Raw genomic sequence first — 14,759 nt, 5'->3', positions numbered from 1 at the left:
CCGCAGTCGACATCCCGCGTCGAGGCCAGAACCGACTGTGTCCGGCGGGCCGGTCAGCGGCCACGGCGGGCCGCGTTCTCAAGCCTTTCGACCAGTTCGGCAGCCATCGCCTTGATGGTTTCCAGGCCCTTACGGCCCCACGGCTGCGGGTCCTGGTCGACGACGCAGATGGTGCCGAGCACCACGCCGGTGCTGTCTATCAGTGGTGCGCCCAGGTAGGAGTGGACGCCGATCGCGTCGACCACCGGGTTGCCGGCGAACCGCGGGAAGTCCCGGATGTCCTCCAGCACCAGCGCCCGGCGGCGCTTGACCACGTGCGGGCAGATGCCCATGTCGATGTCGCGGGGCATGACGCGGCCGGGCACCGGGTCCTCCAGCAACGGCGGTCCCACATGGACCGTGGTGTCCTGCGCGGTGCTGTACAGCCCCGCGAAGTACTGGCGGTCGGCGTCGAGGAAGAATTTGACACCGGTTGTTTTTCGGCGAGTACTACCGGAACCCCCAGATGTGCCGCAGAGCCACACCGAAGTCCTTGCCGCTCACCGCCAACCTTGCACGAGCTCGTTGGCTGACAGCGGCTCGAACGTGTTCGCGTCGCAGTTCCGCGAGAACCAGTGCGCGGACGCATCCGTATCCGTCACAAACGGCCCGCACTCGGCGAACCCGCGGGGTTGCTCAGAGACGAGTCATTCCGGGTCGGCGGCTAGTTGTTCTTGCAGTCGGGCGTGCCGGAACTGATACACGGCCCCGGCCTGACGGAGGACACCCCTGCGGTGCGCGTCGTCGAGGAAAGCCATGAGCCGCCAGGGCAGCCTGCCAGCCGCGCACAGCCACAGCCGGGTGGTGAGCAGCCAACCCCAGGCGCTTAGACCGATCGTGAGCGGGCCGACTGGGGCCCAGACAAGCCATAGAGCCAAGTAGTACCGGTAGGGCTCGGCCAAGAGATCGCCAGTGATCAGTACCAGGAGGATGCCGGTTCCGAGCGCGGTCAAGGAGAAGCCTCGGGCAATGACGGCCGCCCGGTCGGCCCTGAGACTGGCCAGAGGGCTGGAGGTGCGAGCGGTGTCGGCTGGTGACACCAGCAGGTAGAACAGCCCAGCCGCGGCGCTGCTGATCACGGCGAGGCCATAGCCAACTTGCAGGCCGAAGGCGGACGACTCGGTAAAGAGCTGCTCGGGGGCGGCGGTGTAGATCCAGTCCTCGATGCGTGGAGGCAAAGGGAAGTCGTAGTCGGGACTGTCCTTGAGGACGGCACCACTCGGCAGCTTCAAGGAAGAATATTGGTCATGCATGTCTTTATCGAATTCGATCGGCCCAAAGAGGGCGGTGCATCGGAGCCTGTACCTACCGCAACCCACCGCCTCGGAGACTTCGGCCAATGTCCCCGGGGTTGCAGAGTCTCCGGCGACGACGACGTGCACCGGGCCGCGAGTGCGCGCATATTTGACGCCATTCGGGAGTCGACCGAGAAGCCAGCCGTTCGCAGTGGTGGCATAGCGCGTGCCATCGGGCCGTTCGTGCAGCACGGCACCGGCAGGAAACTCGCGCAGGCTCGCCCTGGCCGCGAGGGTGGTCCCCTGAGCCAGGCCGAAAGCGGCACCCAAACAGATACCGGCGAGCAAGCCGTAGGCCAACCCTTGAACCAGAGCCCGGCCCGCCTGGCGATTCCGCCGTGCAGCCTGGCCGCGCCCTTGCGCCGGGACACGGACTTTCCACAGCAACCGCACCATCAGCAGGCCGACCACCACGCCGGCTGCAATCAAGACCAGCAGCGTCCTCGCGCCACTTTCTCCGAAGGCGAGGAACGCGGCGGCAGGTAGCAGCACGCCTACCACCACCGTCAGCACGCGGAGCAGGAGAAGGCCAACCGCCGCGCCCCTAGGGGACAGTGCAGCGGGAAATGGGTCCCGGGTAGCGCCAAGAACGGCAAGTACAGGCGCGACGGCCAGCCCGGCTGCTACCGCGTATGCCAGGCCGCCCGGACCTGACCAACTCGGCCCGTCTGCCAACTGATATCCGGAGGTCAGCAAGTTGCCTACGGTGCCCGCAAGGACACCTGCGGGCACCGCCACCGCTGCCAGCATCACGGCGCGTGCCACCGGCCTTCGCCGTGGCCGCCTCGGAGCTGTGGTGCGCGTGGTGTCCTGGGACAACACCAAATATCCGATGCACCCACCGGCAACGGAGGCTCCCATCACCTTGGCCGCTGCTGCCGCGTGACCGAAGCCGGCGGCTATCTCCGCGGACGCGACTACTGTCACGCCTCCCAGGAGGAGGATCGGCGCGAGTTGGCGCAGCGGCCACGGTAGTAGCAGGCGCAGGTGCCACCAGGCGAGGTCGCGTGTCTGCTGGTGTTGCAAGTGGCGGGCGAGGAGGCCGAGCCAGCGCCGGGCGTGCTCGCCGTTGACGGAAGGGGCGTCGCGGAATGCGGCGGGTACGAAGGCGTCCAGGAGGTGCTGTTCCAGGACGGCCACGTCGTGGAAGCGGGGGGCGAGGAGTTCGGCGGGGTCCTCTTCGGTGTCGTCGTAGGCGGCGCGGGCCATCGCCACCATCAGCGGGCTGGTGAGCACCTGGCGCAGCGCCCGGGCCGCCGGCTCGTCGGCATCGGAGCGCAGCCGGTCGAGGACCGGGTCCCAGCGGGTCGTGCGTTGCCCGTTGGCGCCCCGGGTGGGGCGGGCGGTGTGCTGCAGGTAGGCGCTGACGTCCTCGATGGGGAGGGGCTGCAGTTCGACCACTGCGGCTGCGGTGAAGACGTCTCCGTTCTCTACGACGTCGGCGTACTCCTGGGTGCGGCAGGTCAGCAGGACCGGGGCGTCGGCGTCAAGCTCGGCGTTGAGCCGCTGTATCGCGTGCCCCTGCATGGGTGCGGGGATCTCGTCGAGACCGTCGAGGACGGGCAGGATGCGGCCGGCGGTCAGCAGCTCGCGTCCCCAGGTGGCCCCGGGGTAGGTGGCGGTCAGCGAGGCCGTCATCCACTCCTGCAGGCTTTGGTGGTCTGGCAGCCAGTTGGACAGGGGGAACAGGACGGGGACGGCGTCTTGGGGCTGGCGGTGCTCGAGTTGGTCCAGGGTGAAGCGCACTGCCAGCACGGTCTTGCCGCTTCCCGGCTCGCCCAGCACCACCAGCCGCCTGGACGGCACTTGGGTGAAGACCTCGGTGATCTGCTCGAGCCGGGCGCTCAGGTCTTCCGGGCCGCCGATGTTCTCTCGGTGATCGGACAGCCACGGGTCGGCCGACGCCCAGCCAACTTGCAGCGGAGCCGGGTCCTGCAGCCGCCGCAGCCGCCACTCCGCCTGCCACTGCTCCTGGACAACGGCGGCCAGTTGCCCGGTGAGCCGGTCGATCCGCTCCTGCGGCGACCGCCTGCCGTCTTCCGTGGTTCCTTCGCGCAGCAGGCTCATGGCCAGGCCCGTCATGGACAGCCCAAACCCGAGGACAGCCGTTAACGGCTCGGTCTTTCCAAGATCCCCGTTCCTGTCCGCCACGAGGAAGACCACGCCCGTGACGAGCACCGCCGCCACCCAGATGCCATGCCGCCAGTACCGCATCCCGCGGCCCCCCGCCCCCTGGATTTCCCCTGCCCAGACAATACGTGCCGCCACAGTGCCCGGGAACGAGAGAACGCGGACGAGTGCCCGCGATTACCCGGCGCAACGCCGTTACATCGCGAGCTGACCACCAGGCTCGGATTGCGCTCGACCGGCGAGTTGGTCGAGCAACGGCAGGCCGATCCGGAACACCACGATGAGGAACATGCTGAGGACCGTGACCAGTCCGTATTCGCTTGTCCGGACGGTGGTTTCGGGCATCGTCCGCTTACCGCGGCGTCCCATTGCAGTCGACGTACTCGCCATCGGCGGCCCGGTGGGGCTCGACGCAATCGGCGTGTGCCTCTTCGGGGTCGGCTGCGGCGGCGTGCTGGGCGAGGAAGGCGCCGGCGTAGGCGGCGGCCTCGGTACGGCTTGCGTACGGTTCTTCGGCCTGGCCGCTCGTGCCGTCGGCTCCGGTGGCCTCCCACACGTATCCGCGTTCTTACGGGAGTTGCCTGATCTCGGCGATGCCGTCGCCGAGCTCCAGTTCAAAGGGCTCGGAACCGTCCGAGCGGTCAGTCGGCTTGCGTACGGCGCCGGGCCAGCGGAGCCGGACGGCCTGCTTGGTCACGCCCCAGGCGGCTCCAAGGTGGACGTACTTCGACGACGGCACGGTCATCTCTGCGGCCGACATCGAGGTGACGTCGTACGGGCGGCGTGGCCGTGACCAAGAGGGCCCAGTGACCGTTCACACTCTCACCACCACTCGCCTCAAGGCCCCGGAGACACCTGATGATCATGACCGATGACCGGCCCCGCCTGACAACCCCGACCGGCGGGGCGGAATCGAAGCCGGAAAGGCCCCTGAACTGGCACGGTCACCCCTACGTGTGGGCGTGGAACGTGTGCCTGGGGGCGACCAACCCTACGTTCATCGAGGGCGAGTGCCTGGCCGCCGACCTGGCCGGGGCCCCGGCGGACGCGGTGTACAAGGACGAGCGGGACGAGTGGATCACCGTCGGCATGATCGTTCATGTCGACCGGCAGCAGCGGGTGCGCGAGTACGCCCAGGCGCTCATCAAGTGGGAGGCGGCGCTGAAGGCGTACCGGAGCGGGCCGGTGGTGCGGCCGCTGCGGGAGGCCAAGCAGTCGGAGGGCGGGCCGGAGCGGGGCGGGGAGGAGTTCGAGTACTGCATCGCTTTCACTCCTTCAACCATCACGGGTGTGGTGAGGGCGCGCAGTCTGCGCGAGGCGTACGCGAAGCTGACGTCCGGGGAGCAGTTCTCTCCTAGCGGCTACGGCGTCCTCGATCTGACGGGCCCGGACGGAGTCATGTGGCACGTCGGGTTCGACTCGACCAAGAGCCGGATCATCGGCACGAACGACCCCTACATCACCGAGGCGCCCACGCCCGGGGAGGAGGCGCCGGCCGGGCCGGACACCCCGCCGGCGCCGGCCGTCCCCGGGACGGGACGCGGCGTGACCCGCGTCAAGCGCTGGCCCCAGTCGTAACCGCACCGCCCCCTGTACGGCCCGCCCCTCACGACGGGGGGACGGGCCTTTTTCATGGCAATCCCAGGCTGGGTGCCATTGAAGCCTTTTTCCATGTCTCGCAACCTGGGGTTCGGCCGAACTGAGGTGACCCCGGTGGTGTGGACACTCTGACAATGGATCTTGCAGATCCGAGGGAGGGTGTCCTGGTGGGACGTAGGTCTCCGTATCCGGTGGATTTCAGGAACGATGCCGTCGCGCTGTACCGTGCGGCGGGCGGGAAGCGCACGTATGCGGCGGTCGCGGCGGATGTCGGGGTGACCGGCGAGACCCTGCGGAGCTGGGTGCGCCAGGCCGACGAACACGCGGGCCGCGATCACGGCCGCGGCGAGTAGAACTCGGAGAGCCGGGAGGAGGAACTGGCCCGGCTGCGCGCGGAGAACGGCCGGCTACGCAAGGCCGAGAAGGAATGGGAACTCGAGCGGGAGATCCTGCGCCGGGCGGCGGCCTATTTCGCAAAGGAGATGAAGTGAAGACCCCTCCCCAAGCTCTGCGAGCAGGGGATACCCCATGCTGGGACTTCGTCTCCGCCCACGCCGAGACCTTCGGCGTTCAGCGGATATGCCAGGTCCTTGAGGTCTCCCGCTCGGGCTATTACCGGTGGCTCGCCAGCGCGAAGGCCCGCGCCGAGAGGCAGGCCGCCGAGGACGCGCTCGTCGCGGAGATCCGCGAGGTCCACACCGCGCACAAGGGAACATACGGGGTCCGCCGCGTCCACGCCGAGCTGCGGGGCTTCGGGCACACCGTCAACCGCAAGCGCGTCGAGCGCCTGATGCGCCGGCACGGTATCGAGGGCCGGCACCTACGGCGCCGCAAGCGCACCACGGTCCCCGACCGGCTTGCACCACTGGCCCCGGACCTCGTCCAACGTGACTTCTCCGCCGCGCAGTTGGATGAGAAGTGGTGCGGCGACATCACATACGTGCAGGCCGGCGGGACGTGGCTGTATCTCGCCTGCGTCATCGACATCTGCTCCCGCCGGGTGCTCGGCTGGTCGATGGCCACTCACATGCGCACGGAACTCGTCATCGACGCCCTGACGATGGCGGTGGCGACCCGCGGCGGCCACGTGGACGGGGTGATCTTCCACGCGGACAGGGAGCCCGGGCAATACACATCGGCCGCGTTCGCGCAGGTCTGCGACGGCCACGGGATCCTCAGGAGCATGGGCCGGGTCGGCTCGAGCTACGACAACGCCCTCGCCGAGTCGTTCTGGCAGGGACTCAAGAGGGAGACGATGCACCAGAGGCTGTTCACCACGATGCGTCAGGCGAGGCTGGAGATCTTCCAGTGGCTCACCTACTACAACGCCCGACGGCGTCACAGTGCCCTCGACTACCTCTCGCCAGCCGAGTTTGAACAACGGCACCAGCAAGAACGTAAACTCACACTCGCAGCATGAACCCCGTGTCCACACGCCGGGGGACGCCTCAATGCCACGTGCGGCGCCGCACCGGTAGCGTTTGCCGTTTTACCTGGTCAGAGGATCCCGTGTTCCTCGTTGTGTGCGGTGGCCACCGCCGCCGCGGCGATCACGCCGTAGGTGAGATGATCCGCCACTTGCGGCCACCGTGGCAGCGCACGGATCTGGACGGTACGCCTGCCCGGCACACTCAGGTCAAGCGCGGCGATGGCGAGTCCGGCGAGCGCGCCCCACGCGGTGGTCGCCCGCCGCGGCAGCACGGCCGCGAGCGCCACGCCCCAGCCCACACTGAGCCCGAAGTGGACGGGGATTGCGGCAGCGAGCAGTCGCGACGAGCGTGCTTCGTCCGGCAGCAGGAGCGATCCGGCCGCGCGGGTCGCCGCCAGCGGATCGCGCCGCGTGGCCAGGGCGTGCACCGTCGACGGCACGCCACTGAGCACACCGGCGACGATGCCCGCGCGCATCCCGGTTCCGAGGACGGTCATGTCCTTGGACTACCCCGTGCTGGGGCGCTCCGCAATGACCGAGGTTCCGGTGGCCAACTGCTCGGGCGCCGGGTATCCAAGCCTCCGCTTACCGATCAACGGGCTTGTCTGGTCGAAGGGGGCCCTGATCGGGTGGTCGCGGTGCGGTCGGTGCATGAGGGTGTGCTGTCGGCCAGCGGCTCCCGCTGCGGTGCAGGCAAGCACGGCTGACCAGCGGGCTCCGCGGCTGCGCAGCCACTTCTGAAGGCGGCTGGCGCCGAGTCGGCGAATCGCGCCGGGGGTCTGGTAGCCCGTCAGCAGGATCAGCGGTTCCATGGCGGCCAGGTGCAGCTCACGCTCGAGGGCGGGGAAGATGCCGGTCAGCAGGCCGCGCAGGCAGTTGGAGGCACGGGTGTGGTCGCAGACCAGGTCGGTGCGTCGAGCTGTGAGGAGCTTCGGCTCTGCCATGGCCTCGTCCGCGGCCCTGAGCGGGCTGAGGTCCCGAGGCACCCTCGCCTGGTCGGCGATGATCAGCGCATTGCGCGCGTCGGTCTTGCCCTCGCCTCGGTAGCTCCCCGACGCACGGTTCACGGCCCGGCCGAGGATGTAGAGGGGCCGCTGCCCATGGCTGACCAGCAACGTGATCACCACGCCGGCACAGCCGTCCGGAAGATCGATCACCCAAGTGACCTCGACCGCAGCAGGCGGTACACGGAGAAGTTCACACGGGACGCGGTCGCGCTCGTGCGCTCCTTCGGAAAGACCGTCACCGAGGTGGCCCGTCAGATCGAGGTCAGCCCCGAAGGACTGCGGAACCGGGTCAAACAGGACGCGAACGACCCTGGGCAGGGGGCGCCGGAAGAGCTGACGAGGGCCGAGCGCGAAGAACTGCGCCCACTGCGCATCGGGGCGGTCAGGTCGAGGCCGCGTCGTCGGGGTGCGGAGCCTTCGTGCGTCTCGCCGTCGCCCCTCTCCCCCGGTCGCCGCTGCGCTGCCGATCCGGGCCGTCCCGCCAGGTGGCCACCGTCGGCGTCCGAGTCGCCGTACGGGCTATGCCGGGGATCACAGCGCCGCTAGTCGGACTCCAGGGGAATACATGCCCAGTCATGTTGTTGATTTGCATGCGAAGTCATGTATCAACAGGGAGCGCAACATGCAGTTCGGAATCTTCGGGGTCGGTGACATCTCGCCTGATCCGACCACGGGACACACCCAGAGCGAGGCGGAGCGGATCAGCAACCTGATCAAGATCGCCCAGCGGGCCGACGAGGTGGGCCTCGATGTCTTCGCGCTGGGCGAGCACCACAATCCACCCTTCGTGATGTCCTCGCCGCCGGCGCTGCTCGCCCACATCGCGGCGCTGACGGAGCGGGTCATCCTGAGCACCGCGGTGACCCTGATCACGACGAATGACCCAGTGAAGATCGCCGAGGACTACGCGATGGTGCAGCACGTCGCCAAGGGGCGGCTGGACCTGATGCTCGGCCGCGGGAACACCGTGCCGGTATATCCGTGGTTCGGCAAGGACATCCGCCAGGGCGTCCCCCTTGCCCTGGAGAACTACAACCTGCTCCACCGGCTGTGGCGCGAGGACGTGGTCGACTGGGAAGGACAGTTCCGCACCCCGCTGCAGGGCTTCACCTCCACCCCGCGCCCGCTGGACGACGTCCCGCCGTTCGTGTGGCACGGCTCGATCCGCAGCCCGGAGACCGCCGAACAGGCGGCGTACTACGGCAACGGGTTCTTCGCCAACCACATCCTGGCCCCGAACTTCCACTTCAAGCCGATCGTCGAACTCTACCGGCGACGGTATGAACACTACGGCCACGGCACCGCCGAGCAGGCCATCGTCGGACTGGGCGGCCAGGCGTTCGTCGCCAAGCGCTCCCAGGACGCGGTCAACACCTATCGGCCCTACTTCGAGAACTATCCGGTCTTCCGCGGCTCGAAACTGGAGGACTACATGGCGGGCACGCCGCTGACCGTCGGCAGCCCGCAGGAAGTGATCGAGAAGGTCCTCACCTTCCAGGAGGGCTTTGGGGACTACCAGCGCCAACTCTTCTCCGTCGACGCCCTCGGCCTGCCCCTCGACATGGCGTTGGAGCAGGTCGAACTGCTGGGCACCGAGGTGGTACCGGTGCTGCGCAAGGAGATGGCGGCCCGCCGTAAGCCCGGTGTCCCCAACGCCCCGACGCACGCTTCCCTCATCAAGGCGAAGTACGGCGACGCCGAGCCGCGTCAGCCGCGCCCGAACCCGAACCGAGGCGACAACCTGTCGGGCACCTCGCCGTACCAGGACAGCGACCCGGCCGTCGAGGCCAGCTTCCCGGCGGCGTTGTGATGAGCGGCGTCAGCCGACTGGCGAACGAGGCCTGGGAGGCGATGTTCCGGGCCCAGGCGACCCTCGCCCGCGAGTTCGAGTACGAGGGCGACTGGGGTGGCTTCCCGCCACGCGAGTACGGCGTGCTCTACGCGCTGGCCGGAGCGAAGGACGGCTTGCGGATCACCGACCTGATCGACGACGCCCTGCTCACCCAGGCAGGGGTGTCCCGCCTCGTCGCCCGCCTGGACAAGCGGGGGCTCGTCGAACGGCGGCCCGATCCCGACGACGCCCGCGCCTGCCGCATCGTTCTCACCGCCGAAGGCCGTGAAGTGCAACGGCGCCTCGGCCGCGCACACGCCCGGCACGTCACGACTGCGATGACGAGGGCTCTGACTCGCGAACAACTGCAGACGCTGCGCGAGCTGGGCCGCGCACTTCTCGCCGCCGCCCCGGCCACCGCCGCCCACCACACGAAAGCACCCGCGAGGGACACCACATGAACGACCTCACCCCCGCCGCGACCTCGGTGACGGTCGCCGTCGTCAACGCCGGCGTCAGCGATCCGTCCTCCACCCGGCTGCTCGCCGACCGCATAGCCCAAAAGACGCTCGACGCCCTCGGGACGTCGGGCACGACAGCCACCGTGCGCTCGCTCGATCTCGCCCCTCTCGCCACGGACATCGCACAGAGCATCGTCTCCGGCATCCTGGGCCCGAAGATGCAGTCGGCCATGGAGCTGCTCGCCCGCTCCGACGCGGTCATCGCCGCCACACCGGTTTATAAGGCGGGGATCAGCGGCCTGTTCAAGTCGTTCGCCGACCTGATCGACAACGACCTGCTCATCGCCAAACCCGTCGTCCTCGCCGCGACGGGCCAAAGCACACGACACGCCATGGTCGTCGACGACCAGCTCCGGCCGCTGTTCGCTTTCCTGCGCACCATCCCGGTGCCCACCTCCCTGTACGCCGCACCCGAGGACTGGGCCTCGAGCGACCTCGGCAAACGCATCACCCGAGCCGCACACGAGCTCTCCGTCATGCTGCACAGCGGAGCCGGCCAGCAAATCGCCGACAGCAACTGGAGTGGCTACGACCACCAGTTCGGCGGCAACGCCACACGGGCCGAGCGGTCCCTGGACGACGTCGACTTCACCACCGACCTCATGCGACTCGCCACCGGCGCAAGCGCACGCCCTCACGATGGTGACCGGACCGATGTACGTTGACGCACCCGCCCCGGAAAGGGGACAGGCGCAATACGCGCGAGCAGGCCGACGCGCGACGGTGGTGGTCATAGGAGGCGGACAGTCGGGGCTCTCGGCCGGCTACCACCTCAAGCGGCGCGGCTTCGCCAGCGCCCTGACCGGCCCACACGGCCCCGGCAACGAGGGGACCTTCGTGGTACTCGATGCCGAACCGGCGGCCGGCGGGGCGTGGCAGCACCGCTGGGAGTCGCTGCGGATGGGGACCGTGAACGGCATCTTCGACCTGCCCGACTTCCCGCAACCACCCGTCGACCCCGACGAGCCCAGTCGCATGGCGCTGCCGCGCTATTTCGCCGCTTTCGAGCAGGCGAGTGACCTGCCGATCCTGCGTCCGGTGACCGTCACCTCCGTACGGACCGTGGACGACCGGCCCGACGGAGAGCTGGTGGTGGAGTCCAGCGCGGGGACGTGGACCACCCGGGCGGTCATCAACGCCACCGGCACCTGGACCAACCCCGTCCGACCCCACTACCCGGGGCAGGAGACCTTCACCGGCATCCAGGTGCACACCCATGACTACGTCTCGGCCGACCGGTTCGCCGGCCTGCGGGTCGCCGTCGTCGGCGGCGGCATCTCGGCACTGCAGCAACTGGAGGAGATCTCACGGGTGGCCACCACGTTCTGGTACACGCGTCGCGAACCCATCTTCCGCGAGGGCCAGTTCGAGCGCGAGGTCGCCGGCCGTGAGATCGTCGCCAAGGTCGCCGCCGACGTCGAAGCGGGCAGGCCCACCGGCAGCGTCGTCTCCTACACCCACCTGGCCTGGACTTCCTACGCGCTGGCGGCAAAGGAACGCGGGGCACTGCGGCGTCGTCCCATGTTCACCGCCATCGAACCCGACGGCGTCCGCGAGGCAGACGGTTCCTTCACAGCCCTCGACGCCATCCTGTGGGCCACGGGATTCAAAGCCGCCCTGGCGCACCTGGAACCCCTCAGGCTGCGCAACGAACTCGGCGGGATCACCATGCGCGGCACCCAAGTCGCCGACGAACCACGCGTGCACCTGGTCGGCTTCGGACCATCCCAGTCCACCGTCGGCTCCAACCGCGCCGGCCGCCAGGCGGTCAACAGCCTGCTACGGCAGTGGAAGACCACCGCACCGTCCCTCGCCGGCGCGACGGGCACGTCCAGCGAAGTACCAGAGTTCCAGCGGTGACGTCCCGCAGGACGGCGGCCACACCGTATACCTGCCCGCGGTCATCGTGCAGGAGCGTGGCGTGGAACTCGACGGACAGGCGCGTGCCGTCCCTGTGCACCGCCGGTGCCGCCGCGAGGTCGCCCGGCTCGGCCAGCACGCCCCGAAAGACGGCGTGCCGGTATCCGCCCCAGTGAGCCGCGCGTAGCTCCTGAGGAACGATCAGGTCCACCGGCCGACCCACGGCTTCCTCGGCGGAGCAGCCGAACATCCGGGCAGCACTCGGGTTCCATCTCCGGATGACACCACTGCGATCCGCGACGATCACAGCTTCCACTGCCTCGTGAACGACATCGGGCGCGTAGGAGGCCGGGAGCTCGCCGGAGGGCCCGGTTGGGCCGTCAGCCGTCGACGGCCGAGTGGGGCGGGCGGTGCATCGGTCATGGCTGCTCTCCTTCATCACAGGGCAGGCCCGGCGCGAGCAGCGGCGCCGACCGGTGCGGTGCGGCCCTGCGGGACTGCCGTCACGAGCGGGCAGGCGCACCAACGTTCGCGGCGGTGAACCCGGGGCCGCTCTGCCCGGTCATGACGGTGCCCAGTCGCCCGGTCCGCGGCCCTTCCCCACGAGCGCCGCTCAGGCTCGATCCGGCCGACTTGCGCCGTTCGTGCCGGCCAGGCCGACGAGCCGGGCAACTCCTTGCCTTCGGTGTCAGTGGCCCCGCGTACGGTCTGCGCATGGTTGATCAGAATTCTCCCCTGCCCTCAGTGCACGACTTCGCGACCTGGGAGCCCGTCCTGCGACTTCTGCGGGACAGCGGTGCGAAGGAGCAGGCCGCCCCGTCCATCCGCGTGGCGGGACGCATCGGCCAGCAGGGCTGGAGTCTGCCCCTGCGGCGACGGCTACCCCCGCCCGGTCGGGCCGCCCAGGTCGAGGACATGCGAGACGAGATGGAGGCGGTGGAGCGGGTGCGTCACGCGCTCGCGGACGCCGGTGTCGACAACCTCTCGTTCACAGCGGAGATATCGCCGGCCGGCAAGACCGCACTCCGCCTGCTCGGGCCCAGCCCGGCCGTGGAGCCCGGCATCGGCACCCCGCACCCGGGGGCGCTCATCCTGGTTGAGGGCGCCGTTGCCCAGCCCTGGCTCTGTCTTCCCGACCCGGTGCCTGGGGCGGTGCCAGCCCCTTCGGCGGATCCGGCGTTGCTGGAGCGGACGCTCCGTGAGCGGTTGCCCGGCGCCATCGGTGCGACGGAGACGGAGATCGCCGCTGCGGAAGCGCGCCTCGGCGTCACCCTGCCCGAGGAACTCAAGGTGCTCTACCGGGTGACACGGGCACGGTGGGAGGACTGGGGCGACGACGACCAGGCAGCAAAACGTGAATGCATGGCGGTCGGCTGCGAGCTCTTCGCGTTGGACGACCTGTACATCGCCGACGCGTCGTCCCGCCACTGTCGTTCGAAGTTCGCGGCGATGGAAGCGGTCGTCACCCCGCCCGACGCCGCGGTGCAGGGCCTGGTTGGCTCACCCGGCTGGATCGCCTTCGGGGACAATGGCGGTGGCGACCGGCTGGCCCTCGATCTGACACCCGGCCCGCGCGGACACGTCGGACAGGTCATCATCCTCAGCCACGAGGAGAACATCGGCGCCTGCCTGGTCGCCGACTCGCTCACCAACCTGGTGATGAACCAGCGCAGCAAGCGACGTGGCGGCTTTGGCGGGGACCAGCCGCCGGCCGTGGCCCGCGTCAATATTCGAAGCGTCTCTGATTGGCTTAGCGAGCCTGAGTGTTGCTCAGCCTTGGGAGCCAATCGCCTTCGTGCCCTGGTACTGAACGACAGGAGCCGCCAGCCCGCGTGGCACGTCCCTCCGGACGCTGGTCGACCGCGCCGCAAGACCCGACCGAGGAGGGTGCCCGACGTCGCCTGGGCGCCGGGCGTGCGCGTAGCATTCTGCCACAGGTTCACTACGGTTCGCTCATCCAACTGGTGAGCCTGCCAAGCATCGAGGCCGCCGCACACCCCGGCTTGGAGGTCCTGTCCATCGGCGTATGGGACGCCGAGCCACTCAGCCTCACCCCGGTCACCGAGCTACCCCGCCTGCGGCCCTTACCGCCTACCCCGGCACGCTCGCCGATCCTCTGGAGATCGCCGAGCTCACCACACTGGACTTCCTGGAACTCGGCCCGGAGGAATGGCGCGTCCTCCTCGACGCCGGAGCCGTCCCGCGCAGCCTGTCGGCCGCCGCCATCCATGTGCACGGCAACCACGACCCCCTGCCCATCGTGGCCATCGAAATCCTGGCCCTCTGGCACCGGCCCCAAATCATCCAGACGGTCCTTGAAGGCAACCTCGGCCCCAGGCCTTAGCCGGCAGGGGGCAAGCACCAGGTCGCAGGCCCACTCGTCACAGACTGGGACGAGAACGCAGCACGCAACCTCCCCGCTCTTGCGGGGAGGGCAGTAACGGGTACCACAGTGGCCGCAGACCAGGGGGCGTCAGCGCCGAAGCCTGGTGGAGCCGACCAGAAGACCCTCACCACCCGTCCCCGTCCCCGTCACCCGGCGCGGACAGGACGGGCAGGGCGGGCAGGTGGCGCAGCCCTGCCGCACCGGCGGCAGACAGAAACGAGAGACCGTACTCAAGCCGAAGCCTCCCGCTGTGGTGATGTGACGGACCTTCCGGGCCGCAATGCCCGGAATGTTGAGACCTGAGTACGGTCTCGGCAACGGATGGCGTCGCCAAGGTTCGCTCCTGCCGGGCAAGCGCCGTGCATTTCTCTAAATTGGTGCCTGGAGGGGATGGCGCGCAGCGGGCGGGAATGCTTACTGTTTCCCCCGGCAGCGCGTCGGGCGCTGTCGTGGAGCGATGAATCGAGGAGGCCTGCGATGCTTAGCGTCAGCCCTTGGCTCCTCGGTGAAACGTGGCGGCGTTCCAACTCACGTGCGCCCGCGGGTCTGATCTGAATCGGTAGCCGCACCGTCCTCGTGCCCATCTGGCCTTCGAGGCGGTTTTAGCACACCTCCTTTTTCGGGCCTGTTTCTTCAGGTTTCCGTGTGCTGCGCTCGACGTC

13 protein-coding genes and 3 pseudogenes are annotated in these 14,759 nt (G+C 69.0%); 9 read left to right on the top strand and 7 right to left on the bottom strand.

Annotation, left to right across the window (positions count from 1 at the left end; all coding sequences use genetic code 11):
• Window positions 1–53: 53 nt before the first annotated feature.
• From ACQEXA_RS54825 to ACQEXA_RS54810, 4 genes are all read right to left on the bottom strand, one after another.
• A complete protein-coding gene (locus ACQEXA_RS54825) occupies window positions 54–524 on the bottom strand; it encodes a GAF domain-containing protein (protein WP_432921109.1) in 471 nt (156 codons plus the stop codon).
• A 162-nt stretch (window positions 525–686) separates the two neighbouring features.
• Window positions 687–3,521 (bottom strand): NACHT domain-containing protein, encoded by a 2,835-nt coding sequence (locus ACQEXA_RS54820; protein WP_433133879.1) that lies wholly within the window; start codon window positions 3,519–3,521, stop codon window positions 687–689.
• 295 nt (window positions 3,522–3,816) lie between these two features.
• Entirely contained in the window at window positions 3,817–4,020 is a 204-nt protein-coding gene (locus tag ACQEXA_RS54815; protein WP_432921117.1) for a hypothetical protein, read from the bottom strand.
• A gap of 12 nt (window positions 4,021–4,032) precedes the next feature.
• A complete protein-coding gene (locus tag ACQEXA_RS54810) occupies window positions 4,033–4,224 on the bottom strand; it encodes a hypothetical protein (RefSeq protein WP_432921119.1) in 192 nt (63 codons plus the stop codon).
• Window positions 4,225–4,322: 98 nt separating this feature from the next.
• On the opposite strand from ACQEXA_RS54810, the gene ACQEXA_RS54805 reads away from it, so the two are divergent.
• Together ACQEXA_RS54805 and ACQEXA_RS54800 are read left to right on the top strand one after the other, a co-directional pair.
• Window positions 4,323–5,042 (top strand): hypothetical protein, encoded by a 720-nt coding sequence (locus ACQEXA_RS54805; RefSeq protein ID WP_432921122.1) that lies wholly within the window; start codon window positions 4,323–4,325, stop codon window positions 5,040–5,042.
• A 188-nt stretch (window positions 5,043–5,230) separates the two neighbouring features.
• Window positions 5,231–6,483, top strand: a pseudogene (locus ACQEXA_RS54800) (IS3 family transposase).
• 77 nt (window positions 6,484–6,560) lie between these two features.
• On the opposite strand, the gene ACQEXA_RS54795 reads toward ACQEXA_RS54800, so the two are convergent.
• Together ACQEXA_RS54795 and ACQEXA_RS54790 are read right to left on the bottom strand one after the other, a co-directional pair.
• A complete protein-coding gene (locus ACQEXA_RS54795; RefSeq protein ID WP_432921124.1) occupies window positions 6,561–6,989 on the bottom strand; it encodes a hypothetical protein in 429 nt (142 codons plus the stop codon).
• Window positions 6,990–6,998: 9 nt separating this feature from the next.
• Window positions 6,999–7,754 carry an IS110 family transposase gene (locus ACQEXA_RS54790; protein ID WP_432938752.1) on the bottom strand — a complete coding sequence of 252 codons (756 nt, stop codon included), beginning with the start codon at window positions 7,752–7,754 and terminating at the stop codon, window positions 6,999–7,001.
• Here ACQEXA_RS54790 and ACQEXA_RS54785 point away from each other — a divergent pair.
• The 5 genes from ACQEXA_RS54785 (at window position 7,641) to ACQEXA_RS54765 (ending at window position 11,711) form a co-directional block, all read left to right on the top strand.
• Window positions 7,641–8,045 carry a transposase gene (locus ACQEXA_RS54785; protein ID WP_433134807.1) on the top strand — a complete coding sequence of 135 codons (405 nt, stop codon included), beginning with the start codon at window positions 7,641–7,643 and terminating at the stop codon, window positions 8,043–8,045. The genes ACQEXA_RS54790 and ACQEXA_RS54785 overlap by 114 nt on opposite strands.
• A 76-nt stretch (window positions 8,046–8,121) precedes the next feature.
• Window positions 8,122–9,309 (top strand): CE1758 family FMN-dependent luciferase-like monooxygenase, encoded by a 1,188-nt coding sequence (locus tag ACQEXA_RS54780; RefSeq protein ID WP_432921127.1) that lies wholly within the window; start codon window positions 8,122–8,124, stop codon window positions 9,307–9,309.
• Window positions 9,309–9,791 (top strand): MarR family winged helix-turn-helix transcriptional regulator, encoded by a 483-nt coding sequence (locus ACQEXA_RS54775; protein WP_432921130.1) that lies wholly within the window; start codon window positions 9,309–9,311, stop codon window positions 9,789–9,791. Before ACQEXA_RS54780 ends, ACQEXA_RS54775 begins: the two co-directional genes overlap by 1 nt.
• Window positions 9,788–10,516: a CE1759 family FMN reductase gene (locus ACQEXA_RS54770; protein WP_432921133.1), complete on the top strand. Its 729-nt coding sequence runs from the start codon at window positions 9,788–9,790 to the stop codon at window positions 10,514–10,516. The genes ACQEXA_RS54775 and ACQEXA_RS54770 overlap by 4 nt, the downstream gene beginning before the upstream one ends.
• Entirely contained in the window at window positions 10,506–11,711 is a 1,206-nt protein-coding gene (locus ACQEXA_RS54765) for a flavin-containing monooxygenase (RefSeq protein ID WP_432921136.1), read from the top strand. Before ACQEXA_RS54770 ends, ACQEXA_RS54765 begins: the two co-directional genes overlap by 11 nt.
• Here the strand turns inward: ACQEXA_RS54765 and ACQEXA_RS54760 are convergent.
• A complete protein-coding gene (locus tag ACQEXA_RS54760) occupies window positions 11,620–12,150 on the bottom strand; it encodes a PAS domain-containing protein (RefSeq protein WP_432921139.1) in 531 nt (176 codons plus the stop codon). The genes ACQEXA_RS54765 and ACQEXA_RS54760 overlap by 92 nt on opposite strands.
• A gap of 296 nt (window positions 12,151–12,446) precedes the next feature.
• Here ACQEXA_RS54760 and ACQEXA_RS54755 point away from each other — a divergent pair.
• Both ACQEXA_RS54755 and ACQEXA_RS54750 read left to right on the top strand, forming a co-directional pair.
• Window positions 12,447–13,439, top strand: a pseudogene (locus ACQEXA_RS54755) (SMI1/KNR4 family protein); the annotation flags it as partial.
• Between the two features lie 254 nt (window positions 13,440–13,693).
• Window positions 13,694–14,055 (top strand): annotated as a pseudogene (locus ACQEXA_RS54750) (SMI1/KNR4 family protein); the annotation flags it as partial.
• Window positions 14,056–14,759: the final 704 nt, after the last annotated feature.

The organism is Streptomyces sp. CA-106110 (assembly GCF_050936285.1).
Classification (GTDB): Bacteria; Actinomycetota; Actinomycetes; order Streptomycetales; family Streptomycetaceae; genus Streptomyces.
Note: the sequence above shows the minus strand (reverse complement) of the source record. Positions and strands in the feature narration are given on the sequence as shown.